We start from the raw sequence: 24408 nt of genomic DNA, 5'->3' as shown, positions 1-24408 counted from the left end.
CTGACGGCTTCGCCTTATCCGGCCTGCGGGTCCTCCACAGGTTCAAACAGCGTAGGCCCGCGCAAGCGCATGGACTGCACCCCAAAAGTTGGACACCCAACTGAGTAAGGTGCAATTTTATGGCTAAACCAAAGTATTCCCCTGAAACAAAACTGGCTGTGGTTAATCATTATTTGTCCGGTAAAGACGGAGAACAGAGTACAGCCGACCTTTTTGGTATTGAAAGAACATCTGTCCGTCGCTGGGTCAGGGCATGGCAGTTCCACGGTGCAGAAGGCCTGACTGCAAAAAATAATCATTATTCCGATGAATTTAAACTCGTGGTCGTCCGGGCGGTTATCAGTGACCGCCTGACGATGCGTGAAGCGGCTGCCCGGTTTAATCTCTCCGCAGAAATACTTGTCCGGCGCTGGCTCGACGTGTACAACGATGCCGGAGCGGAAGGTCTTTTAAACATGCAATGCGGACGGCCCGGACAAATGACAAAGCCAAAAAATATCCCACCACTGACAGATAAAGAGCTGGAAAAACTCTCCCCCGAAGAGCTCAGGGCCGAACTGCGTTATCTGCGGGCAGAGAATGCCTATCTAAAAAAGTTGAAAGCCTTGGTTCAGAGCGAAAAAAATGGCAAAAAGCCCTGATAATCAGTGAACTAAGGCATGAACACGCTCTGCGGGACCTTCTGCGGGCGGCCGGTATGTCCCGTAGCACGTGGTATTACAATATGAATGCACTGAAGCAAGGGGACAGGTATGCGGGTCTTAAAGAGAACATCAGGAAGATATACCACTATCACAAAGGTCGTTATGGCTACCGCAGGATCACGCTCGCACTGAGAAAACAGGGGCTGCGGATAAACCATAAAACAGTGCAGCGGCTGATGGCAGAACTGTCACTCCGGTCTGTGATAAGGGCGAAAAAATATCGTGCCTGGAAAGGGAGAACGGGCGAGGCCGCGCCCAATATCCTGAGCCGGAACTTCGGTGCGTCAAAAGCCAACGAAAAATGGGTAACAGATGTGACAGAGTTCCCGGTACATGTGACAGAGTTCCCGGTACAGGGAAAAAAGCTTTACCTGTCGTCAGTTCTCGATCTGTTTAACCGGGAGGTTATCGCCTACAGCCTGTCGGAAAGGCCGGTGATGGAGATGGTGAATACGATGCTGGACGGTGCGTTCCCGAAGCTCAGACCGGGAGATGCTCCGCTGCTGCACTCGGATCAGGGCTGGCATTACAGGATGAGGAGCTATCAGGAACGTTTAAAGGCGCATGGGATGACGCAGAGTATGTCGCGTAAAGGAAACTGCCTGGATAATGCAGTGATGGAAAACTTCTTCGGGACCCTGAAATCGGAGTGTTTTTATCTGAGGGAGTTCAGGAGTGTCAGTGCGCTAAGAAAAGCCGTAGAGGACTATATCCATTACTACAACAACGAGCGGATAAGCCTGAAATTAAAAGGCCTGAGTCCGGTAGAGTACCGAACCCAGGCTCTGAGAGCCGCTTAATATGAACCATCCAACTTTATGGGGTCAGTCCAGCAGCGCCGCCGGGCAGCGGGTGATAGAACGGAGTTCGATGAAGAGTCCGGATGCAGAAAAGCAAAAACCCGCCTTTTGGGCGGGTTCTTTAAATAGTGGTGCCCGGACTCGGACTAACGCCGCAGGCGTTGAACAGCGCGCTTGCCGCGCTGGCCCCGAAGGGGTGAGCCGCTGTGCGGCGAATAATCGAACGGAGTTCGATGAAGAGTCCGGATGCAGAAAAGCAAAAACCCGCCTTTTAGGCGGGTTCTTTAAATAGTGGTGCCCGGACTCGGACTAACGCCGCAGGCGTTGAACAGCGCGCTTGCCGCGCTGGCCCCGAAGGGGTGAGCCGCTGTGCGGCGAATAATCGAACGGAGTTCGATGAAGAGTCCGGATGCAGAAAAGCAAAAACCCGCCTTTTGGGCGGGTTCTTTAAATAGTGGTGCCCGGACTCGGAATCGAACCAAGGACACGGGGATTTTCAATCCCCTGCTCTACCGACTGAGCTATCCGGGCAACGGGGCGCATTAAACCGTAATCCGCCCACCCCGTCAACCAAATTTCTTAAATTACTTATCGATTGCTTATCTTTGCGGCAATTCTGCGTTCAAAGGCGCGTTTTGGCTTAACTTCACTGCATGCCGTTATCGCCCTCGCGGGTTTTCCAGCCGCTGGTAATGGCGATAACGTGGCGTAGTCCGGAGATGAGATAATCGCCAATGACCTCCTCGTCCTCACGCGGCGAGCTCAGGGTAATTTCCGCATCCACGCCGTGGCGATAGGCGCCATGATGGCTGAAAATGGTGCCGATATAACACTTCCCGTTCAGCCAGACCGGAATATAGGCCACCGTCTCATAGATATAGTTAACGGCGACGCCGCTGTAGTAGTTATCCGCCTCGTCAGCGGAGGTGCCCGGCGGGATGGGGCAGATCGGCGCGTCGTTGTCGCTGGCGGGTCTGTCTTTCAGCAGGCTGCCCTGCATTACCTCCAGCGAGCGCAGCAGGTCCGCTTTATCGCCGTCGCTCAGGCTGGGGGTCAGCGGCTGGTCTTTCTCCGGGGAGCGGATGCTGTTCAGCGTATAGCGATAGCGAACCGTCACCGCGGGCGTCTGGCTGGTGGTGCTGAACGGGCGTAGCAGGTAGAGGTTATCTTCGCCAAACTGGCCATTGTACCACAGGGCATACACCTGGCCGTTGATTTTGACCCAGTGGTTCCACTGGTTAGCCCCGCGGCCATTAATGGAAAAGAGAGCGCCGGGCACCCCGGCATCGAAATCATCACCATTATCACTGTCGCTGCCGTTGACGGCGGCAAAATCATCATCACCTCGCTTGAGCACCCCGGTGTAGCTGAAGAGCCCGGTGCCGCCCACGTAGCTGTCGATGATCAGGTCGCGTTTGCCGTCGCCGTCGAGGTCGATAAGGGTAAAGCTGACTTTGCCGTTTTCTGAATCCGCGCTAATCGAGGAGCGCAGAAACGCCTGCCACTCATCATCGCTGATATCCGGGGACGGTTTACTGGTCGTGATCAGCGTATCGTCGGCGTAAGTGAGCGTGAAGTCGGTAATATGGCCGGTTAACGGAAACTGCTCGGCGATCTTATTCAGCGACAATTCTGGATCGCTTTTTTGCGCTTTCAACACTGCGTTATACAACGTGCGCAGAGCCAGGTTATCCGCCTCTTTCTGCTGCCTGGGGATCACCTGGCTGACAAAGGTCGGCAGCATCCAGGTGCCACCCGGGGTGATTTCCCGACACATACCGGTGCTGTACTTCAGGCTCGGGGTAAAGGTTTTACCATCCCAAACGCGCGTCTCGCCGGTGACGCAGTCGGCCATGCCCCGTTCTTTGTGCAAAAAGACGATAGCGCCGTCGGCGTAGCTGGAGGCTTCGGTAGTGAGCAGCCGCGGTTTGCTCAACTGGGCGTTATCGACCAGCCACAGGGCGTAACCGTCGTTATAGGGCGCTCGCCAGCAGAGCGCCTGCGCCAGAGAATGGGTTTTATCCAGCGCGGTCAGCGTGATCTGGCGATCTGCCGCCGGAATGGCCTGATTCTGCCAGTCGTCGCAGCGCTGGTTCAGCAGCGGCGTCAGGATGGGCAGCAGTTTCTGGCGCTGAAGCATACTCAACGGCACTGGCTGCGCGTTATGGAGAACCGGGGCGGCGATAATTTCCGGGGCGGGAGTGGCTGGCAAAATGGCATCGTCGCCGGCATCGCCTTTATCCAGCAGCGCATCGGCGGTGCCGGTGCGTCGCTGAAACGCATCCATTTTACCCAGCACCTCGCGGCTGCCGGCGCTGGAAAGCGGCAGGTGCTGGCCGTTAAGGGTGAATTCGATTTTGCGCTGATTCGTTAACGCCTGTAGCAGGGCGGTGGTCTGATCGCTGTCGAGGCGAAAGTGGCTGTCGTCGAGAGCGTCCAGCGCGCCAAAATCCCGGTCGTCGATCAGCAGGCTGGCGGTGGAGTCGGCGGGGATATCGTGCTCGATTTGCGCAAAGGTTACCGTGGCGGTGAGGTGCTGTTCGCGGCCCGCGTTGCGGGTCAACAGCACGCTGACCTCACCCATGCGGACGCCGTAACCCGCCGCCCGGCAGGCGCCGGTATTATCGCAGGCGAGCTCCCAGTCTTTTTGTGCAAAGGAAAAACCTTGCAGGGGAGCCGCCAGCAGGGGCGTAGAGCAGAGGCCCAGCCAGGCAGCCCAGAAGAACGCGCGCATATCAATCCCTGTCAGCAATCAGTGAGGGGGAAATTATAGGCGCGACGTGGCGGTTAGGATATCAGAATTAGGTCAAGGCGCCGCCCATACGGCACTGGGCGAAGCGTAGAATATCTTCAGCCAGCCGCCGGGCGGTATCCACATCCGTCTGGCTACGTTTGACCAGCAGACGGCTCAGACAGCCCTCGACAATCAGCTCCATCTGCTTGGCGACCATTTCCGGGTCATCCACCTCCAGCTGAGTCAGCAGCTCGTGAGTGTAGGCCAGCGAAGCCTGCTTCTGCTGTTCCGCCAGCTGGTGAATGGGGTGCTGAGGATCCGGGTAGAAGGTGCAGGCGGCGATAAACAGGCAGCCCGGGTACCGCTGGTTGCTTACGCAGGTGGTGAGTGCGGCATACCGTGCCAGCAGCTTTTGCTCTGCGCTTAAGGTCTCGTCCAGCAGGAGCTGACGACGCCAGGCATCCACCTGCTGGCTCAGATAGCGAAGCGCGTCGTACAGCAGCGCTTCGCGGTCAGGCCAGAAGCGTTTCAGGTCGCTCGTCGGGCAGGACACGCGCTCAGCGACCATCTCCAGCGACGTGTTGGCGATACCTTCAATTTCAAGAATCTTAATGGCTTCTGCCAGGACGTCTTCACGTAGCACGGTGTTCTCCTCCATCTTTCCTCCTAAAGTGTCGCTCACGCTTGCCAATCGCGCAAATGGGCGCTGAATGCCGCGGCATCCATAAAGCCGGTGACTCGCCGCTCAGGCTGTTCCTGACCCTCAGCGTTGAAGAACAGGATCGTCGGCAGACCCAGCACCTGCAGGTGTTTCAGCAGCGCGACGTCTTGCGGGCTGTTCTTCGTCACATCAACCTGTAATAACACGGTGCCTTTCAGCGCCTGCTGCACGTCAGGTGAACTAAAGGTGTATTTTTCAAACTCTTTGCAGGCCACGCACCAGTCGGCGTAAAGATCGAGCATCACCGGTTGACCTTTCGCCTGCGCCAGCGCCTGGTCAAGCTCGGCCACCGAGCTGACGCGGGTGAAAGCCAGGTGCGCCTGCTGCTCGACCGCCGGGGCGCCAAACGCCCAGTCCTGCAGAGGCCGCGCGCTGACCAGCGCGGCGGCAAGCAGAATGATCTGTACCAGCCGCATCCACGGTCGGGTAGCGCCCAGCGAGGTGATAAACGCCCAGCTGAAGAAGGCGACACCGAGCATTGACCACAGCCGTAACCCCCACTGGTCGCCGAATATGCGTTCCAGCAGGAAGACGGGCAGGGCAAGGATCACAAACCCGAAGGCGGTTTTCACATGGCTCATCCACGGGCCGCTTTTCGGCAGCAGGCGATTGCCAAACACGGTCACAAGGATCAACGGTAGACCCATGCCCAGCGCGTAAAGGTACAGCGTGCCGCCGCCCAGCCACAGATTACCGCTCTGGGCGATATACAACAGAATGGCGCTTAGCGGCGCGGTGGTGCAGGGGGAGCAGATCAGCCCGGCAATAGCGCCCATCGCAAAGACCCCGCCGGGCGAGCCGCCCTGGCGCTTATTGCTGAGCAGCGTCAGCCGGGTCTGCAGCGACGACGGCAGTTGCAGCGTGAACAGGCCGAACATGGAGAGCGCCAGCAGTATAAACACCGCCGACAGGCCGACCAGGACATATGGGTGCTGCAGGGCTGCCTGGAACTGCAGCCCGGCGGCGGCTACCACCAACCCCAGCGCGGTATAGGTCAGGGCCATCCCCTGGACGTAAATAAAGGCCAGCAGCAGGGCGCGCACGGTGGAAAGCCGCTGTTTTCCGCCCAGCACGATGCCCGAAATCAGCGGGTACATCGGCAGCACGCAGGGGGTGAAGGCGATACCAATGCCAATCAGCAGCGCCCACAGGGCGGTGAAGGGCAGACGAGCGGGGACGTCTGCTGGCGGCGCCATGGCAGGCGCCTGCGGCACGGCGTTCTCCTCCATCGGGCGCGGTTCAACTGGCAGCGGCGGATTGAAGGCCGGGCGATGGTTCAGCGACGACACGGGCGCGGCGGCGGTTGGCTGAGCGTCGTTTGAGGCCGCCCGCACGGCGCTCAGCGGGATCACTTTAGTCTCCGGCGGATAACAGAATCCGGCATCGGCGCAGCCCTGCCAGGTGACGGTGAGAGTAGCCTCTTTGTCCGCCTCCTTCACCGTCACCGGCACGGTCAGGCGTTGGCGAAAGATCTCGCTTTTGCCGTAAAACTCATCTTCATGCCACTCTCCCGCCGGCAGCGCCGGTTCGTCGATCGTCGCCCCGGCGGCGCTGAAGGTAAACTGTTGACGATAAAGATAATAACCATCCTTGATTTGCCAGCTCAGGTTGACGTCATGCTGTTGCTGCTGAAAGTCAAAGGCGAAAGCTTGATCAGCAGGCACGAAGTTCGAGCGCCCCGGCGCGTCGAATAACCCGGCGGTGGCTGATGTGCTGCACAGCAGCAGGATCAGCGTAATGATGCGGTAAGCCATGAGAGGTAATCGTTGTCTCCATGCGTGACGGGTAGAACCAGCAGTTCTGGGGTTTGATACGGGTGGTGTGACTTCAGGCAGTCCAGCAGCGCCTGCTGATGGGCAAGGTCAGTTTTGAGTAGCATCTGCACTTCATACTCCTGCTCGAGTTTCCCTTCCCAGTAATACAGAGAGGTGGCTCCCGGCAGCAGCGTAGCGCAGGCTGCCACCTTTTCCGCCAGCGCTTTTGCCGCCAGATCCTGGGCGGTCGCTTCGTCCGGCGCGGTACAGAGCACAACAACAGCATCAGGCGTAGTCATCATGAACCTCGTATCAGCGAAAAGAGGCACTATAACACGCAAGATGCGGGGATATTAGCGTAACGAGCGGGGAAAGTGAGGGCAACGGAAGGCGGGCCCGTAGTGGGCCCGCCGCCAGCGGTATTTACAGCATAATCCCGCCAAAGATAAAGCCGAGGATCACGCACAGCGTGATAGCGATAACGCCGGGGATCAGGAAGGCGTGGTTAAAGACATATTTACCAATGCGGGTTGAGCCGGTGTCGTCCATCTCTACCGCCGCCAGCAGGGTTGGGTAGGTCGGTAGAACGAACAGCGCCGAGACCGCGGCAAACGAGGCGATAGCCGTCAGCGGGCTGACGCCCAGCAGCAGCGCGGCAGGCATCAACGCCTTGGTAGTGGCTGCCTGCGAGTAGAGCAGCGTGGCGGCGAAAAACAGTACCACCGCCAGCAGCCATGGGTAATTGTGCAGCAGATCGCCGGCCACGGCCTGGATGTCGCTGATATGCGCTTTAACGAAGGTATCTCCCAGCCAGGCGACGCCGAGGACGCAGACGCAGGCGCTCATCCCGGACTTAAAGGTGCTGGCGTTCAGCACTTCGCCGGTGTCGATTTTACAGGTGATGCTAATCAGGGTGGCGATGGTCAGCATAAATACCACGATCGCCTCGTTACGCGGCAGCACCGGGTTCTTAATCAGGCCGACGGTATCGCTGATGGCCGTGGCGTAGAACATCACCGCCACGATGCCGATCAAAAACAGCAGGACAGAGCGTTTGGCGTGCGGCTGCAGCTCAAATACCTGGCTGCCGCGCAGTCTGACTTCCCCCTTGGCCAGCCGCTCCTGGTAAACCGGATCGTCTTTCAGTTCGCAGCCGAGGAAGTTGCAGACGATAGCGGTGAGCATCACCGCCAGCAGCGTGACCGGAATACAGATGGCCAGCAGCGTCAAATAGCTAACGCCCAGCGGTTCAAGGATACCTGCGAAAAAGACCACTGCGGCGGAAATGGGCGAGGCGGTGATCGCTATCTGGGAGGCCACCACCGCAATCGACAGTGGACGAGACGGACGAATGCCTTGCTCTTTGGCAACTTCGGTGATCACCGGCAGCGTGGAGAAGGCGGTATGGCCGGTGCCAGCGAGCACGGTCATAAACCAGGTCACCAGCGGGGCAAGGAAGGTAATGTACTTCGGGTGGCGGCGCAGCATCCGTTCGGCGAGGCTGACCAGGTAATCCATCCCGCCGGCGACCTGCATGGCGGCGATAGCGGCAATCACCGCCATAATGATTTCAATAACGTCGAAGGGGATCGCACCCGGTTTAATTTGAAAAATAAGCGTCAGGACAAGGACGCCAAGGCCACCGGCAAAGCCGATACCGATGCCGCCAAGCCGGGCGCCGAGATAAATCGCCAGCAGGACAATAACCAGTTCTGCACCAAACATATATGCCTTCCTTGTTTTTTAACAAGTTGATATTGAATTGTTGTATTTTAGTAAAACCAAAAAGCAAAAAAGGCATGTCATCGCTGACATGCCTTTGAATGACTAACCTGAAAGATTACTGTTCGCTTTCATCGGTATAACGCTTTGCTTTATAAGCGGGATGCATCAGGTTTTGCGCAGAGAAAATATCATCCAACTCCGCCGCCGTCAGCAGTCCGCGCTCCAGCACCACTTCCCGTACGCTCTTGCCGGTTTCGGCACAGATCTTGCCGACGATATCGCCATTGTGGTGGCCGATAAACGGGTTGAGGTAGGTGACGATGCCGATGGAGTTGTAGACGTAGCCTTCACATACCGCTTTATTGGCGGTGATGCCGTTAACGCATTTCTCCAGCAGGTTGTAGCAGGCGTTGGTCAGGATATGAATCGACTCGAACATCGCCTGGCCGATCACCGGCTCCATCACGTTCAACTGCAGCTGACCGGCTTCGGAGGCCATGGTCACAGTGGTATCGTTGCCGATAACTTTGAAGCAGACCTGGTTGACCACCTCCGGCACCACCGGGTTAACCTTCGCCGGCATGATTGAAGAGCCAGCCTGCAGCTCAGGCAGGTTGATTTCGTTGAGGCCCGCGCGCGGACCGGAAGAGAGCAGGCGCAGGTCGTTACAGATCTTGGACAGTTTCACCGCCAGGCGTTTCAGCGAACTGTGAACCATAACGTACGCCCCGCAGTCCGAAGTGGCTTCAATCAGATCTTCCGCCGGGACGACCGGTAAGTTGCTTACTTCAGCCAGCTTCTGCACCGCCAGCTGTTGATAGCCGTCTGGGGTGTTGAGGCGAGTACCAATGGCGGTGGCGCCGAGGTTCACCTCCAGCAGCAGCTCCGCAGTGCGCAGAATGCTTTTGGTCTCTTCATTAAGCAGCACATTGAAGGCATGGAACTCCTGGCCGAGGGTCATCGGCACCGCGTCCTGCAGCTGGGTGCGGCCCATTTTGAGGATGTCCTGGAACTCCACGGCTTTCGCCTGGAAGCCTTCGCCCAGCTGTTTAATCGCATCGATTAACTTAAGGATGGAGGCATACACCGCAATGCGGAACCCGGTGGGGTAAGCATCGTTGGTGGACTGGCATTTGTTGACATGATCGTTTGGGTTCAGGTACTGGTATTCGCCTTTCTGGTGGCCCATCAGCTCAAGGCCAATGTTCGCCAGGACTTCGTTGGTGTTCATGTTTACGGAGGTACCGGCCCCGCCCTGGAAGACATCGACCGGGAACTGGTCCATGCATTTGCCGTTATTCAGGACTTCGTCACAGGCGGCAATAATCGCATTTGCCGCGCTTTTGGGAATGGTCTGCAGCTCCTTGTTCGCCAGCGCGGCGGCTTTCTTAACCATGACCATGCCGCGCACGAATTCTGGTATGTCGCTGATTTTGCTGTTGCTAATGTAGAAGTTTTCAATCGCTCGCAGAGTATGAACGCCGTAGTAAGCGTCCGCGGGAACTTCCCTGGTGCCCAACAGATCTTCTTCGATACGAATGTTGTTTAACATGTGAACCTTCTTTTCAAGCTGCCAATGAATTCACCAAACACACAGAATATCCAGTATTCAGTATATTTTCTGGCCGACGATTATTTCCTTAACCGGCCCGGTGCCCAAGATCATATGCTGATGATAGCGAATATCAGTAAGCTTGATCACTTATTACATTGCGGGTATGAGAAGATTTATTAATCTGTGAAATGGGTCACCGCTTTCTTATTCCTGAGAAAAATAAGCCTTTCCGCTGATTGAAAAGCCGCTCAGCATCCCCATGTTAGTGGGATGCGATCAGCAAATTGATGATTACGGGCGCTGAACGCAGCGCCCGTTGATGAAGGAGACGCCGGTGCGTTGGATTCCGTTTATTGCTTTTTTTCTTTACGTTTACATTGAGATATCGATCTTTATCCAGGTTGCGCACGTGCTGGGCGTCTTTATGACCCTGATCCTGGTGATCTTTAGCTCGGTGGTAGGGATGTCGCTGGTGCGTAACCAGGGCTTCAAAAACTTCCTGCTGATGCAGCAGAAGATGGCCGCGGGCGAGAGCCCGGCGGCGGAGATGATCAAGAGCGTATCGCTGATTATCGCTGGTCTGCTGCTGTTGCTCCCGGGGTTCTTTACCGACTTCCTCGGCCTGCTGCTATTGCTGCCGCCGGTGCAAAAGCATTTGACGATGAAGCTGATGCCGCACCTGCGCTTCAGCCGGATGCCGGGCGGCGGCTTTAGCGCCGGAACTGGCGGCGGAGAGACCTTCGAAGGGGAATTCCAGCGCAAAGATGAGCAGCGCGACCGTCTGGACCATAAGGACGATCGCCGCGATTAACATTCCCCCGGCCCGGTCAGCAGATGCGACCGGGCCGCTTTCTTTGCAGGCCTACACGCTTCCCGTCGCCAGCTTGCGCCTGGGTAAAAACAGCCACAGCCCCGCCAGCATCACCAGCGCGTACAGGCTTTTCCAGCCGACCATCGCCAGCAGCAGCAGACAGAGAATGCTGCCCACCACCGCCAATAGCCGATAGCGACCGCGAAGCAAACGACAACCCGCCAGCATGCACAGCAGATAGATCATGATGAAAATGCCATTGGCGTAAACGATCAGCGCGTCCAGATTGATATCGAGCAGATAGATGCCAAGGGTGCTAACTACGCAGGATCCCAGCACGGCGTTGAGGGCGTTGCGCGGGATCTGCCGTGGCGACAGCCTTGCGAGGTAGCTGTGTGGCTTATGCTGCGCTTGCGACCAGACCAGGCGGGCAAAGCTTTGAATATAGATGTTGAGGCTGGCGAAACAGGCGAGATAGCCGATGACGCAGGCTACCCACAGCGCTTCGACGCCGAACAGACGGACCACGATATTCGGTAATGACGCCGCCGCCGCCATCTCCTCGCCAAAGGCGTGGAAGTGCAGCACCAGCACGGTGCAGGCCCAGTAGACCGAGCCGGCAAGCAGCAGGCCTATCATCAGCGCCCTGGGGAAATCACGCTCGGGATGTTTAAACTCCGAGGCGAGATGCGCGAAGGCTTCCAGACCGACAAAGCACCAGAACATCACCGACAGCGCCGAAAAGAGCTGCCCGCGGTCAATCTCCGCCGGGGCCGGGAAGGGGATCTGCGCCGGGCTTATCCCGCCGCGCCACCAGACTACGACGATCAGCGCCACAATCAGTACGGCAACCAACGTCTGCAGGTTGGCGCTGGAGCTGGCGCCACGCGAACCGACCCACCAGACGATGGCCAGGGTGCCCAGCTCCGCCAGCAGCAGCTGCGCATCATGCCAGCCGAACAGCGCCTGGCCAAAACCGGTGGCGATGTGCAGGGCGGCGGGGAGTCCGACCGGGATAACCGATAAAAACAGCCAGCCGGTGACGCTGGCCAGACGTGGCCCAAAGGCCATATCGACAAAGTGGGCCACGCCGCCCGCGCTGGGAAAATGGCGGCCGAGCAGGGCGAAGACGATGGCAATCGGGAAAACAAGGAGAATGAGCAGCGGCCATGCCCACAGGCTGTTATCGCCAGCGACCAGCGCCGCCAGCGCCGGGACGGCGAAGACGCCGGTACCCAGCAATGAGGTGGAAAGCAACCCAACTCCCTGTCCCAGCCCTAACTCCTGTTTTAAACCACTCATGATTCAATCCTGCGCCAGTGAAAAAAAAGAGAGTATCACAATCGCTTTTCCTTATGACCGATTGCCTGACATGGCCGCTTTTTGTGCGCCAGCGCAAAGGTAAAAATTTTTTTTAATTTTGCCCTTGAAGCCGGAAATGGCCATCCCCATCTCTCTCTGCACTAGCCGGTAAACCGCGTTCGGCCCGGCGTCACCCATAACTGATAATGACTTTCTCGAAGGAGAGCTATCAATGAGTATTCGTCCGTTACATGATCGTGTGATCGTCAAACGTAAAGAAGTTGAAACCAAATCTGCGGGCGGCATCGTTCTGACCGGTTCTGCAGCAGCTAAGTCAACTCGTGGCGAAATCATCGCTGTCGGTAAAGGCCGCATCCTGGAAAACGGGACCGTGCAGCCGCTGGACGTTAAAGTTGGTGACATCGTGATTTTCAACGATGGCTACGGCGTGAAGACTGAAAAGATCGACAACGAAGAAGTACTGATCATGTCCGAAAGCGACATCCTGGCAATTGTTGAAGCTTAATTCGCACGACCCTGAACGAATTTGAGGAATAAAAGAAATGGCAGCAAAAGACGTAAAATTCGGTAACGACGCTCGTGTAAAAATGCTGCGCGGCGTAAACGTACTGGCAGATGCAGTTAAAGTGACCCTGGGCCCGAAAGGCCGTAACGTAGTTCTGGACAAATCCTTCGGCGCGCCGACCATCACCAAAGATGGTGTTTCCGTTGCACGTGAAATCGAACTGGAAGACAAGTTCGAAAACATGGGCGCGCAGATGGTGAAAGAAGTTGCCTCTAAAGCGAACGACGCGGCAGGCGACGGTACCACCACCGCAACCGTACTCGCTCAGGCTATCGTGAACGAAGGCCTGAAAGCTGTTGCAGCAGGCATGAACCCGATGGATCTGAAACGCGGTATCGACAAAGCGGTACTGGCTGCAGTAGAAGAGCTGAAAGCGCTGTCCGTTCCGTGCTCTGACTCCAAAGCTATCGCTCAGGTAGGTACCATCTCCGCTAACTCCGACGAAACCGTCGGTAAACTGATCGCGGAAGCGATGGATAAAGTTGGTAAAGAAGGCGTGATCACCGTTGAAGACGGTACCGGTCTGGAAGACGAACTGGACGTAGTTGAAGGTATGCAGTTCGACCGCGGCTACCTGTCTCCGTACTTCATCAACAAGCCGGACACCGGTGCCGTTGAGCTGGAAAGCCCGTTCATCCTGCTGGCTGACAAAAAAATCTCCAACATCCGCGAAATGCTGCCGGTTCTGGAAGCCGTAGCGAAAGCTGGCAAACCGCTGGTCATCATCGCTGAAGACGTTGAAGGCGAAGCGCTGGCGACCTTGGTGGTTAACACCATGCGCGGCATCGTTAAAGTGGCTGCGGTGAAAGCACCGGGCTTCGGCGACCGTCGTAAAGCTATGCTGCAGGACATCGCTACTCTGACTGGCGGTACCGTTATCTCTGAAGAGATCGGTATGGAGCTGGAAAAAGCGACTCTGGAAGACCTGGGCCAGGCGAAACGCGTGGTTATCAACAAAGACACCACCACCATCATCGATGGCGTTGGCGAAGAATCCGCAATCCAGGGCCGCGTAGCTCAGATCCGTAAGCAGATCGAAGAAGCGACCTCCGACTACGATCGTGAAAAACTGCAGGAACGTGTCGCTAAACTGGCTGGCGGCGTGGCAGTAATCAAAGTCGGTGCGGCTACCGAAGTTGAAATGAAAGAGAAAAAAGCACGCGTCGACGACGCCCTGCACGCAACCCGTGCTGCGGTTGAAGAAGGCGTGGTGGCTGGCGGCGGCGTAGCGCTGGTTCGCGTTGCGGCGAAACTCGCTGGCCTGACCGGTCAGAACGAAGATCAGAACGTCGGTATCAAAGTTGCGCTGCGCGCAATGGAAGCGCCGCTGCGTCAGATCGTTTCCAACGCCGGTGAAGAGCCGTCTGTTGTGGCAAACAACGTGAAAGCAGGCGACGGTAACTACGGTTACAACGCAGCAACTGAAGAATACGGCAACATGATCGACTTCGGTATCCTGGACCCAACCAAAGTCACCCGTTCTGCACTGCAGTACGCGGCTTCCGTGGCTGGCCTGATGATTACCACCGAGTGCATGGTGACCGACCTGCCGAAAGGCGACGCGCCTGACTTAGGTGCTGCTGGCGGTATGGGCGGCATGGGCGGTATGGGCGGCATGATGTAATCGTGCGCTCTACGGCATAAAAAAGCAGAAACCCCTGGCCAGCAATGGCTGGGGGTTTTTCTTTTGGCGCGCTTTTTAGTATAAGGCTTATACATAAAAATCATTTAAGCTGCATCAGAGCGGCAAGCACCTCTGTTTCGGGCGTGAACTGACAAGCGCGACCGGGGAGGAAATGAACGCGGCTCATGCCGACGCAGTTTGAAGGATGACAGATTTACATCCGGGCCAGTGCGTCCAGCTCATCGATCATGGGGAATAACATGCAGGTAAAATATTTAGCAGGGATTGTCGGCGCAGCCTTACTGTTGGCAGGTTGCAGTTCCAGCAATGAATTAACCTCTGCCGGCCAGAATGTGCGCTTCGTGCAGGAGAAGCCGGGCGCAGAGTGTCAGCTGTTAGGGACCGCGACGGGTAAACAGAGCAACTGGCTCTCCGGCCAGAATGGCGATGAGGGTGGTTCCATGCGCGGTGCGGCAAACGCCCTGCGCAACCAGGCGGCAGCGATGGGCGGCAACGTGATTTACGGCGTCAGCAGCCCGACGCAAAACCTGCTGTCGAGCTTTGTGCCTACCGACAGCGAAATGAACGGCCAGGTTTATAAGTGCCCGAACTGATGCGTGACGCCTCTCTCCGCGAGCGCAGAGAGAGGCGTGGTCGTTAGATGAGGATCAGGCGCTAAGCTCCGCTTTCTTTTCAAGGTAGAAGGCGTGTAGGGGACGCAGGCACTCTTCCAGACTGAGCATTCTTCCCGGCTGGGAAGGGATAATGGTACTGAAGATCTGGCATGGCGCCAGCTCCGCGTGCATCGCCTTGAGCTTGGGGCTTTTCTCGATAAGCCACATCACAACGTTATTTTCCAGTTCCGACAAATGCGGCGCGCTGGTTTTGACCACCGCTCCGGAGACAATTTTCTTGCCTTCGTCTGTCTCGCAGCAGTACAGCACGCCCAGATAATGGGAAAACAGGTTTAGCTTCCAGTCTTCCTGGGGGTGTTGCTGGTAATCGATATTGGGCTGAGTGGTTAAGTCGACGGTATAGCACATTAAAAAATCCATATTTGAACTTAAATACTGAACCAGTTCCTGGTCGCCGACTGTTTTTAATGCTTGTTGAATACCGATAATTAATGCTTCGATTTGCAGATCGTCAATACATAAAGTACTAATTTGTTCATCCTGAAATACAAGAATTAACGTTGACTGTGTTTCGCCAGGTTTGAGCGTAATGGACATGATTCGCCGCTCAGGGGATGGTTGCTGTATTTCAGCCGTCTCAACCTGAGGAATATTGGCAACAAGTGCCTCATTATACGTGATAAGTTCATCTTTATAGGCCTCTCCCTGGTTTTCAAGCCGCTGGAAAATCACAGCCATTCTGCTCTGCAGTATCAGGAGCAGATCAGCTAGCACCGGTGCCTGAAGATAGTAAATCTCGCAAAAGCCATTTTCCTTCTTAACTTTCAGCAGCAACGCTAAAAATCGCTCTTCAAAGGTAATTCCTGCGGTATTAAAACCTATAAACGTTCCTTGCATATTCTTCTCCTTTATTAAGCAGTAGTCACCGACTTCGATTGTGAGAGATCGATAACACGATCGGCGGATGCAATGGTCGATGGTCGATGCGCGACGATAATGCGGGTGATACTTAGCGCTGAAATAGACTGATTGATAACCGACTCATTTCTGAGGTCAAGATGGCTGGTAGCCTCATCCATGAATAAAATACTCGGTTTGCGATACAGTGCGCGGGCGATCAGGATACGCTGCTTTTGCCCACCTGAAATACCCAGCCCAAGTTCGCCGACAATGGTTTCGTATCCCATAGCCATCTTCATAATTTCATCATGAATGTTGCACCGTCTGGCACACTCCATCACAAAATCAAGATCGGCGCTATCATCGAAGCCACTTATATTATCAATAAGGGAGCCGGAAAAGAGACGGTCTTCCTGGAGTACGCAGGCGATACCAAGACGATAGTTATTCAAACCAATCTTTTTAATCTCCAGATTATCCGCCAGTATTTCGCCGGAATCCGGCGAGAGCAGTCCGCACATAACTTTTAATAGTGTGGTTTTCCCTACGCCAGATGGGCCAATTAACGCAACTGATTCTCCAGGAGCAACGGTTATGTTCAAATTTGTAAAGATGGGTTGTGAAAAAGGATCGTATTGATAACTAAGATTTCTCACTTCAAGTTTTACGCCAGTGTTTTCCGTAAAAACACGCCGCGATGGAAGTTCTTTTTCTGGTTCACTAAATGCTATTTCTGATAGACGTTCGTTGTGCAGTGAGAGCATACGAAGTTGCATCACCAAATCAATGAGATTCGATGCACGTTGAGAAAACTGACCCCGATAGGCGTTAAATGCCATAAACATACCGAGCGTCATCTCATTATCAATTACCATAATGGCACCCAACCACAGTACCACTACCTGATCGATTGAGGTGATAAAGGTATTAATGCCACCAAACATCATATCGAATCGAGTTTGCTTTATACCTGCATTGCTGGCGTCAACGTTAAGATTCAGCCAATGCTGTGAGCGACGTTCTTTTAAATTCAGTGCTTTGATCGTAGAAATGCCATAAAGTGACTCCATAAAGTGGGAGTTAGCACGTGCGCCTTTGACGACCTGTTCTTCCGTTACGCGACGATAAAAGCTATAGGTAGCAAAGCGCATAATCGCATAGCAAATGGTAAAGCCGATGACGACCCAGACTAACCAACCACCATATAAGGTCAGCATCACCAATAAACCGATTGTCATTATCGAGTCGATGATGCCGGTAACGATACTATTGGTAAATATTGAGCGAATCGTATCCAAAGACGAGAAGCGAGACTGAATATCACCTAAATGCCTTTTCTCAAAAAAGGATAATGGCAAACTTGTCAGATGATCGAATAACGTCGTTTTCCACTGAATATTTGTCAGGGTATTTAACGTTAACGACGTCCATGCACGTAGCATGCTAATAAACGTGCGGAATAGGGTAAAAAATATCAACCCGATACAGATAACAGACAGTAAGCTTTGGTCGTGAGCCATAATCACATGGTCAGTGACTAGCTGTGTACCAATCGGTAACAGGAGTCCGATAGCTTCTACCACTACAGAGTAAGCAAAGATCTTAATCAGTGCTGATTTTAAACCAACAATTTTATGCATTAAATCCAGCAATCGTAATCGGGATTTTGCTTCTTCTTGCTGGAAGTTATGATCGGGCCAAAGTTCAAGCGCTACACCGGTAAAATTGTTTGACATCTCATTGATGCCAATGATTCTTTTACCCAACGCCGGATCGTGAATAACAAATCCGTTTTTCCTTACCTTTGTAAGAACAACGTAGTGGTTCATCCCCCAGTGGATGATGCAGGGGAGTTTAAGCTGCTTTATTTCATCAAGGTCAAGAGCTAACGCCCGGCTTTTTAAGCCGGCATGCTTTGCAGTTTTGCTTAGAGACATTAGTGAGGAGCCCTGGGAGGGGCTACCAAACCGCTGACGGAAATTAAACAGATCGATATTCAACCCATAAAAACCACAGACCATTGCCAGACAGGCAATTCCACATTCTGATGATTCTGACTGAAGAATAACGGGCGTTTTGTTAACAAGAGAAAAATTTAACTTTGCAACAACAGTTTTGAAAAGTTCGTTAGTCATGGATCGGCCCAGTAATGCTTTGAGTTATCTTATACACAGGGGTAAACATCCACATATAGAGCGGACGCTCTTCCAGGAATACAACAGCTTGAGCCTTGAGGCCATTTGAAAGCGAAAGCGTTTTACCATTATATTCAAAGGTTTTGTTTTCAATTTTCACAATGGTCTTATAGAGCGCCAGTTCCTGCTGGTTTGTGCCGTTCGTAACATTGGTATACTCAGACATTTCTTGTCGAGATGTGGGAACAGAAGATATTGAAAGTATTTTTCCCGGGAATTGACCAAATTTATCTGATGGGAATGCAGCATAACGAATGTTAATTTCATCCCCAGGTTTTACATAAGGTATACTATTGTTAGGTAACCATAAAATAAGATAATACTCTATATCACCGGTAGGTTTTATCTGTGCTAGACTGCTGCCTTTATCAACCATTTGGCCTTTAGTGACGGTCAATGATTCAATACGGCCTTCAGTCGTTGCTTTAATAATAATGTTACCGTTTGCGTTTGATTCAACCAGTTGATTTTTATAATCATTAATCTGGTTTTCTTGTGACGAGATTTGATTGTCAAAATCAGCTATTTTTGTAATTTTATCACTATTGAGCTGAGTGACCTGCGATTCCAGTTGCATTTTCTGACTCACCAGAGACTGGTAAGTGCTTTGTTGTTGAAAATACAAAGAGTGTTGATAGTTATATTGGTCTTTGGTAATCAGTCCGTCACTTAAATACTTATCATAGCTGGATAGATTATCATGCATTTTCTTTAATCCAACCTGGGCGTTAGCCAACATGCGATTAGTTTCTTTTAACGAATCATTGATTGTTTTTAACTGCTTCTCTAAAGAAATGGTTGTTTCTTCTTTATTATGATTCAGTTTTGAAATGATATCTTCAGCATTTGCGATCTTTTCATTAATGACCTCTATTTGTACCGCACTAACATTACCCGTTGTGGTGTTCCGGGAAATGTCGATCTCATATAACGGCTGGCCTTTGGTCACAATATCGCCGACTTTTACATATTGGGAGATAACAAAGCCTTGCTGCGGGGCATAAACGTTGACAGAGTGAGGTAGAGTAATGACCTCTCCCTGAACGTCGATTCTCTGGGTAAAGGAGCAAAATACTGTGGTGGCTATCAGGATCGCAAGAAAAGCAAAAGAGAGTAATGCAACAAGCCATGCTGGAAGCCCTGCGAGCAGCAGTGCCTTTCCTTTCCAGTGATGCTTTTTATACTCAATCGCTTCCTTGCGATAGATTTTTTTTAACATAGTTATCGCTTAAATTATAAAATGAAAAGGCCCGATACGTCAGGCCTTAATTACTAATGAATGCTTGTCAACAAACTGTTGAGCTAATCATTGGCGCGTAAACTTAGTTGCTCCAGAAGTTCAGGGTGCCGTCATAAATAGCATCCATTACGCCCTGAGCATAATCCAGAGTCATATCCCAGCCAACGATACCCGCTGCAATACCAAAGCAAACGCCACCGAGAATAACCCCGGCGATCATCCCTACACCCTGGCCGATTGAGCCGATACCGAAGATACCGCCACTTACGCCACCCCAACGTCCGGCGTACGCTGTACCAAAAATAGCGCCCAGAGAGGCGCCCAGTGCGATAGCGCCAACTTCTTTTGCGGCCCAGGTGACGATATCGGTAAGAGTATCGGTCAGCGCACCGCCAGAAATTTCTTCCATTTCAAATACAGTTAATTGGTGCATGATTAGTCCTTTAACTAAAATTAAAATTATATATTCATTCCAGACCAGAATTTGGTCCGCAGAAAAGATAGTCGTTGCTGTAGTATGAATCAACTCAACTAAATATGAATTGTTGATGAAATTAGAGGTTAATAGTGAATCAAATCTAAACTATTTATAGGTTCATAAAACAGTAACTAATTCAGCAGGTGGTGGCACGCAGCTATTATCGATGTGCTGCAGATATATTGATTTATTCTTGCATTCATATATGACATTTTTTTGGTTGTTGACATAAAAATAAAAAAGGTGGATATCATTATCCACCTTTTGTAGGGGTATGGAGGTTATACTTTTACTCTTCCTGTATGACAACTTCAAGCATAGCTTTTACATGACCGGAAGAGACTTCAGCGCTATTGTCACTCATGCGATAATAGTCGGCGGTGAAGGTAAAGTTTTGTGATGCCTGTGCCTTGGCGAAGCTATAAGTTTCGGCGTCGTAAAATATTATAGGCTTGTTGTCAATTTTGAAGATAACGCCAACGTTATTTGCGGCTTCGGTTCCAGTTATCATGTTATCGATGATCCCATCCCCGGCAGAACTGGTGCCATTAACAGGGTTAAACCAGTAGTAAAGCTTGTTGCCAACTGAACCTTGTGGGCAAGTCACATCCATTTTGATAGTTTTTTGTGATGGAGTTGTACCTCCTCGAGAAATGGACATTAATGTGTTTTTTTCAATTTTATTCAGGGTGATTTGGCTAGGCCCTGATACTGAAATATCGCAAGAGGTATCTTTATATGAAATAGTCTTGAACTTCAGGGTTGCTGTTAACAAAAGGCGGTCAGCTGCCCTTGGGTTGGTGCTTAAGTTACCTGCTGAGAATTTAAATACCGGGTTTGTACTGGTGCCGGATGTATCGATGACCTGCTTTGTTTTAATTAACCATACCGTCATAAATTTATAATCTTCATTCGATTCTAAAATAGGTACGATTGTAGATTGAGCAACAGCAGGATTAATAGAACCATTTTTGCTGCTCAGAAGATCTGAAAACTGAAAGCCAATTCCATCTATGCCGGTTTCATAGACTGGTTTGCCCCTTATACCCGTGACGCCGGTAACTTCCGGTGCTGTTGATTCAACAATATACTGGTCTCCCATTATTTTGCTGCACTCAAATGTTTTATAATGTCCGGTACCGACTTTTTTAGTATAGAGGACTGTACCCACCGGAATTGTTGGGTCTGTTGCGATTTTAGGACTTATGTTAAACATTGCTTGTCCAGCGGAACCAGAATAATCGCATTTGGCAATTACCTCGCTACAACAGCATAGTAGGGATAAAAAAAGAAGTATTTTTCTCATTCTTTATTGTTCCTTGGTCAATATTAGCGACAAACCGTTTCGATTTGACTGATGCCAGACGCTTTGCCTTCCCTGGCTGGTAAAGTAAAGGAAGCATTGCACTGCTGCGCGGCGCTTTTGCCCCACTGGACGTTAAGGATCCCGGTCTGCTGCAACCCGGACATATAGACCATACCGGCGTCGCTGACGATGCTTGGCTGCGATTTGCTGTCGCCGGCGAGTAGAACCATCGCGCCATAAGGCACGTCCTGACCGCTGGCGGTTTTCAGATGCACAAAGGCCCTCTGGCCGATATTGCCGTCATAATTAGCACGCACGATGGCACCACGGGTCGGCACGACGCTTTGCGTAGTTTCTGGAAGCTCCATATCTTCACCCAGTGAAGTGCTGTCAAGGGTGATGTCGGTACGACGGTAAGGTGTAACGTACGGGACGATAGCGTAACCGCGATAGTCGGTGGAGATGGTGTTATCGTTGGTCAACTTGACGTTATCCAGGCCCGGCGCTTTAACCAGCACGGCGGCGTCAGTGATGTCCTGGCCAAGTGTAATGCCATCGGCATGAGCGACGATGCTGCCGTTGGCGCCGTAGTCAATACGTTGGCTGTTATTGTCATAGCTATAGCCGGCATTAAGGCTGCCGCGGGCACCGTTATAGGTCCCACGCATATCGCCGCTGTAATATTCCCGGTTGCTGTACCCTTGCTGCAGGCTCCATTCCAGGCTGTCGTTATCTAGCCCGACGCCACCAATGGAGACCGACTGATCGGTAGATCCCGGATTGCTGTTGGTTAATTGATAGCTGGTATAGGTACCCGGCAGCCAGTTGCTCAGCGGTAGCGTCACCGTCAGGGTGATGCGCTGATCGTCCTGGGCATCCTTACCTGAGTTATTTCCGCTCCAGGTGTAGCGGTTATAGCTGTAGCCCAGATAGTAGTTCACATTACGGAAACCGCCGTTGTAACCTACGCTAATTGACTTGTTGGTTCGCTTATCGTCCCAGTAATCTTCAATCAACCCGCTTATCGACAGGCTACCGAGGCCTTTACCCAGGCTTTGGTTAACCGTCAGGTTGGTGCGATTGCGCAGTGAGCGAGAGGTATAATTACCGTCATTAGAGTAGCTATCCAGCACCTCCGAGAGGGTATTAAAGCCGCGGGTGGAATAGCGGTAGCCCGCGATGGTGACATTGGTGCCAGTTTCGACAATGTTTTTACCATAACGGACCCGCCAGGACTGTCCTGAGGTCTTTTCATCGTCTTTCTTTTTCGACCATGCCTGGGTGACGTCTGCCGAGGCGGCGCCAAGCTCGCCCAGGTTATAGCCGAGGCCCGTCGACAGCGCCTGGTAGCGCGAGGCCGCCTGCATACCGCCATAAAGCGTCAGGCTGCTGGAGACGCCATAGGTCGCGGTGGCCTGAGTAAATGGCGTTTCATCGACTCCACCATCGTAAGGACGATATTTACCGGAAGTAATCTCATACTCCAGTTGATTTTCACGCACCATGACCGGTAGGGTGGCGAACGGCACAACAAATTCTTGCTTGGATCCGTCGGACTCTTCCACGCTGACGTAAAGGTCGCCGCTACCGCCGCTCGGGTACATATCGGTGATTTCAAATGCCCCGGGTGCCACGTAGGTCTGGTAAACCTGGTAGCCGTTCTGTTTAATGACGACGCGGGCGTTGGTTTTGGCGATACCGCGAATAATCGGCGCATAGCCGCGCATACTTTCCGGCAACATCGTGGTATCGGTGGCCAGCTGAATACCGGTAAACGGCACGCTGTCGAAGATGGTTGAGAGCGATGAACTTTCGCCCATCACCAGGTTACTGTTGATCGAGCGAATACTTCGCTGCATATAGAGATAGGCGGAGTCCCAGTCCCCGGCATCGCTATTGTTTTTATTCCATGTGCTGAGGTTGCGGATACGCCATGGGCCAACGTTGAGGCCAGACTGCAGGTTCAAGCTGTAGTATTCATCATTGGCCTGCATGTCGTTCGAGCCGCTGAACTGGTAGTTCACCAGCAGGGCGTTGATGCCATCATCAAACTGATCCGGTGGGATATATCCCTGCGCGGTGGTGGATAAGGCCGCCTGCGGAATAGAAATATTTAAGCGCTGGGCGGTAAAGTCAAAATCCGCTTTGGTGTCCGGAATGACAGAAAAGTTTGCACAGCCGTTTTGATCCTCGGCTAACTCTGGAAAGGATTTTATCCTTACGCCATATTCCGCGAGAGCTTTTAGACTCAGGCAGGGAACCAGAGCGGGTTCGCGGTTATCGCTGCTGGCGCGATTGTTGGCGACAAACTTTATCGTCCTGGTATCCAGGTAGCGGCCATTAAACATGATATCGACCCGATAATCCCCCGGCGCCTGCGCGTTCTGGGTCTGAAATACGGATAAGTCAGGAGTGGTTGATGGATCGCTACCATTCAATGAGCTAATGAATGAGGGATCGAAAAAGTCACGTGCTTGCGCTTTATTATTCAAACCAGAAAGCAATGCCGGAAGCATTGCAAAGAAGATGGTGGATAGTTTGAATAATCCATTATTCTTATTTGGCATAGACACATCCCTATAATGATAAAATAAATTTCTTATTACAGCGATGAGGAGTAGAGCGACCCAGCTCCGCCATAATCATTGACAACTTTCCAGGTAATGCTGGAGGCATTAATATTTTCTTTTAACGTCACTTCTTTAGTCGTCATCGGGGCGACCGAGTTGACTTCCGGCTTCACTTCTTTGCTGCCAATCTGGATGCTATGGAAATAGAAGAAAAAGGGCGTTGGATTTTTGATCGTCAGCTTAGTGCCAGACTTTCGCCATTCGAGCTTTTTCGCTTCCGTATTAGGGGAGAGGTCGAAAAGTGCTTTAGGACGATAGACCAGACGCATACGGTGACGGACTGCTAGTTGAATGGTGTTGTTATTCGCTTTGGCATCATCTGCCGGAGGAATCGCCATGACATTAAAATAGTACATGGATTCCCGGTCGGTCGGCGCATTAACGTTTCCGTTAGAAAACAGACGAACCGTATTCTGTTGTTTCCCTTCAAGGCGGAACAGCGGCGGCGTGGCCATAAAAGAGGGCGCTTTTCCTGCCGGCGCTTCAACCCAGGATTTAATCAGATAGGGAATATCATCTTTATTTTCTATTTGCGCGGTGATTTCACGTGCGCCTTCTTTATACAGATAGCGGGTGGATCCCACTACAATACCGGCATGGGCAATACTGCTGAGGAGTAATGCACAGGAAGCGGTGAAAGTTAATAAAGTCCTGAACATGTTTTTTCTCTGAATGCAAAAAAGGGCCCGCCGTGAAGCGGGGCCCTTT

The 24408-nt window shown here is 52.6% G+C and carries 19 protein-coding genes and 1 tRNA gene; 5 read left to right on the top strand and 15 right to left on the bottom strand.

Translation table 11 applies throughout. From position 1 onward, the window contains the following. Positions 1-119: 119 nt before the first annotated feature. A protein-coding gene (locus tag AB1E37_RS23435) for an IS3-like element ISKpn1 family transposase (protein WP_367776871.1) occupies positions 120-1504 on the top strand; the annotation gives its coding sequence in 2 pieces (ribosomal slippage) (positions 120-588 and positions 588-1504; 1386 coding nt in all). Between the two features lie 455 nt (positions 1505-1959). Here the strand turns inward: AB1E37_RS23435 and AB1E37_RS23430 are convergent. From AB1E37_RS23430 to aspA, 7 genes are all read right to left on the bottom strand, one after another. Beyond that, positions 1960-2035: transfer RNA gene (locus AB1E37_RS23430), tRNA-Phe, on the bottom strand. Positions 2036-2150: 115 nt separating this feature from the next. Further along, positions 2151-4238, bottom strand: coding sequence for a DUF1176 domain-containing protein (locus tag AB1E37_RS23425; RefSeq protein ID WP_032448211.1), 2088 nt, complete (start codon positions 4236-4238; stop codon positions 2151-2153). 67 nt (positions 4239-4305) lie between these two features. Continuing rightward, positions 4306-4896: a transcriptional regulator gene (locus AB1E37_RS23420; protein ID WP_002885410.1), complete on the bottom strand. Its 591-nt coding sequence runs from the start codon at positions 4894-4896 to the stop codon at positions 4306-4308. A gap of 20 nt (positions 4897-4916) precedes the next feature. Further along, positions 4917-6713, bottom strand: coding sequence for a protein-disulfide reductase DsbD (locus AB1E37_RS23415; RefSeq protein WP_004192532.1), 1797 nt, complete (start codon positions 6711-6713; stop codon positions 4917-4919). Then, positions 6689-7012: a divalent cation tolerance protein CutA gene (cutA, locus tag AB1E37_RS23410; protein ID WP_002885422.1), complete on the bottom strand. Its 324-nt coding sequence runs from the start codon at positions 7010-7012 to the stop codon at positions 6689-6691. The genes AB1E37_RS23415 and cutA overlap by 25 nt, the downstream gene beginning before the upstream one ends. 124 nt (positions 7013-7136) lie before the next feature. Then, positions 7137-8438 carry an anaerobic C4-dicarboxylate transporter gene (locus AB1E37_RS23405; RefSeq protein ID WP_002885423.1) on the bottom strand — a complete coding sequence of 434 codons (1302 nt, stop codon included), beginning with the start codon at positions 8436-8438 and terminating at the stop codon, positions 7137-7139. A 115-nt stretch (positions 8439-8553) separates the two neighbouring features. Then, positions 8554-9990: an aspartate ammonia-lyase gene (aspA, locus tag AB1E37_RS23400; protein WP_002885424.1), complete on the bottom strand. Its 1437-nt coding sequence runs from the start codon at positions 9988-9990 to the stop codon at positions 8554-8556. Between the two features lie 337 nt (positions 9991-10327). Between aspA and AB1E37_RS23395 the strand changes: the two genes are divergently transcribed. Next, a complete protein-coding gene (locus tag AB1E37_RS23395; RefSeq protein ID WP_002885425.1) occupies positions 10328-10804 on the top strand; it encodes an FxsA family protein in 477 nt (158 codons plus the stop codon). Positions 10805-10855: 51 nt separating this feature from the next. Here AB1E37_RS23395 and yjeH read toward each other — a convergent pair whose 3' ends face one another. Then, positions 10856-12106 carry an L-methionine/branched-chain amino acid transporter gene (gene yjeH / locus AB1E37_RS23390; protein WP_009485424.1) on the bottom strand — a complete coding sequence of 417 codons (1251 nt, stop codon included), beginning with the start codon at positions 12104-12106 and terminating at the stop codon, positions 10856-10858. Between the two features lie 232 nt (positions 12107-12338). Between yjeH and AB1E37_RS23385 the strand changes: the two genes are divergently transcribed. The 3 genes from AB1E37_RS23385 to AB1E37_RS23375 all read left to right on the top strand — a co-directional run bounded on the left by AB1E37_RS23385 (position 12339) and on the right by AB1E37_RS23375 (position 14930). Continuing rightward, positions 12339-12632: a co-chaperone GroES gene (locus tag AB1E37_RS23385; RefSeq protein ID WP_004152420.1), complete on the top strand. Its 294-nt coding sequence runs from the start codon at positions 12339-12341 to the stop codon at positions 12630-12632. A 37-nt stretch (positions 12633-12669) separates the two neighbouring features. Beyond that, the gene (gene groL, locus AB1E37_RS23380) at positions 12670-14316 is read left to right on the top strand and encodes a chaperonin GroEL (RefSeq protein WP_002885441.1); all 1647 of its coding nucleotides are present in this window, start codon (positions 12670-12672) and stop codon (positions 14314-14316) included. Positions 14317-14576: 260 nt separating this feature from the next. Then, the gene (locus AB1E37_RS23375) at positions 14577-14930 is read left to right on the top strand and encodes a DUF4156 domain-containing protein (protein ID WP_004152419.1); all 354 of its coding nucleotides are present in this window, start codon (positions 14577-14579) and stop codon (positions 14928-14930) included. Positions 14931-14984: 54 nt separating this feature from the next. On the opposite strand, the gene yjeJ is transcribed toward AB1E37_RS23375, so the two are convergent. The 7 genes from yjeJ to AB1E37_RS23340 all read right to left on the bottom strand — a co-directional run bounded on the left by yjeJ (position 14985) and on the right by AB1E37_RS23340 (position 24359). Continuing rightward, entirely contained in the window at positions 14985-15848 is an 864-nt protein-coding gene (gene yjeJ, locus AB1E37_RS23370; protein ID WP_023283143.1) for a YjeJ family protein, read from the bottom strand. Positions 15849-15862: 14 nt separating this feature from the next. Continuing rightward, entirely contained in the window at positions 15863-17986 is a 2124-nt protein-coding gene (locus AB1E37_RS23365; RefSeq protein WP_016831378.1) for a peptidase domain-containing ABC transporter, read from the bottom strand. After that, positions 17979-19265 carry an HlyD family secretion protein gene (locus AB1E37_RS23360; protein ID WP_085855951.1) on the bottom strand — a complete coding sequence of 429 codons (1287 nt, stop codon included), beginning with the start codon at positions 19263-19265 and terminating at the stop codon, positions 17979-17981. The genes AB1E37_RS23365 and AB1E37_RS23360 overlap by 8 nt, the downstream gene beginning before the upstream one ends. A gap of 103 nt (positions 19266-19368) precedes the next feature. Further along, complete coding sequence (locus AB1E37_RS23355) at positions 19369-19719, bottom strand: hypothetical protein (RefSeq protein WP_004177746.1); 351 nt, start codon at positions 19717-19719, stop codon at positions 19369-19371. A gap of 334 nt (positions 19720-20053) precedes the next feature. Further along, positions 20054-21070, bottom strand: coding sequence for a fimbrial protein (locus AB1E37_RS23350; RefSeq protein WP_004177744.1), 1017 nt, complete (start codon positions 21068-21070; stop codon positions 20054-20056). Positions 21071-21093: 23 nt separating this feature from the next. Then, positions 21094-23637, bottom strand: coding sequence for a fimbria/pilus outer membrane usher protein (locus tag AB1E37_RS23345; RefSeq protein WP_023283144.1), 2544 nt, complete (start codon positions 23635-23637; stop codon positions 21094-21096). A 35-nt stretch (positions 23638-23672) separates the two neighbouring features. Next, entirely contained in the window at positions 23673-24359 is a 687-nt protein-coding gene (locus AB1E37_RS23340) for a molecular chaperone (protein WP_004177740.1), read from the bottom strand. Between the last annotated feature and the right edge of the window lie 49 nt (positions 24360-24408).

The sequence above is a fragment of the Klebsiella sp. Shm-1 genome (genome assembly GCF_040804525.1).
GTDB classification, from domain to species: Bacteria; Pseudomonadota; Gammaproteobacteria; order Enterobacterales; family Enterobacteriaceae; genus Klebsiella; species Klebsiella pneumoniae.
The sequence above is the reverse complement of the archived record's forward strand: the minus strand, read 5'-3'. Positions and strand labels throughout refer to the sequence as shown.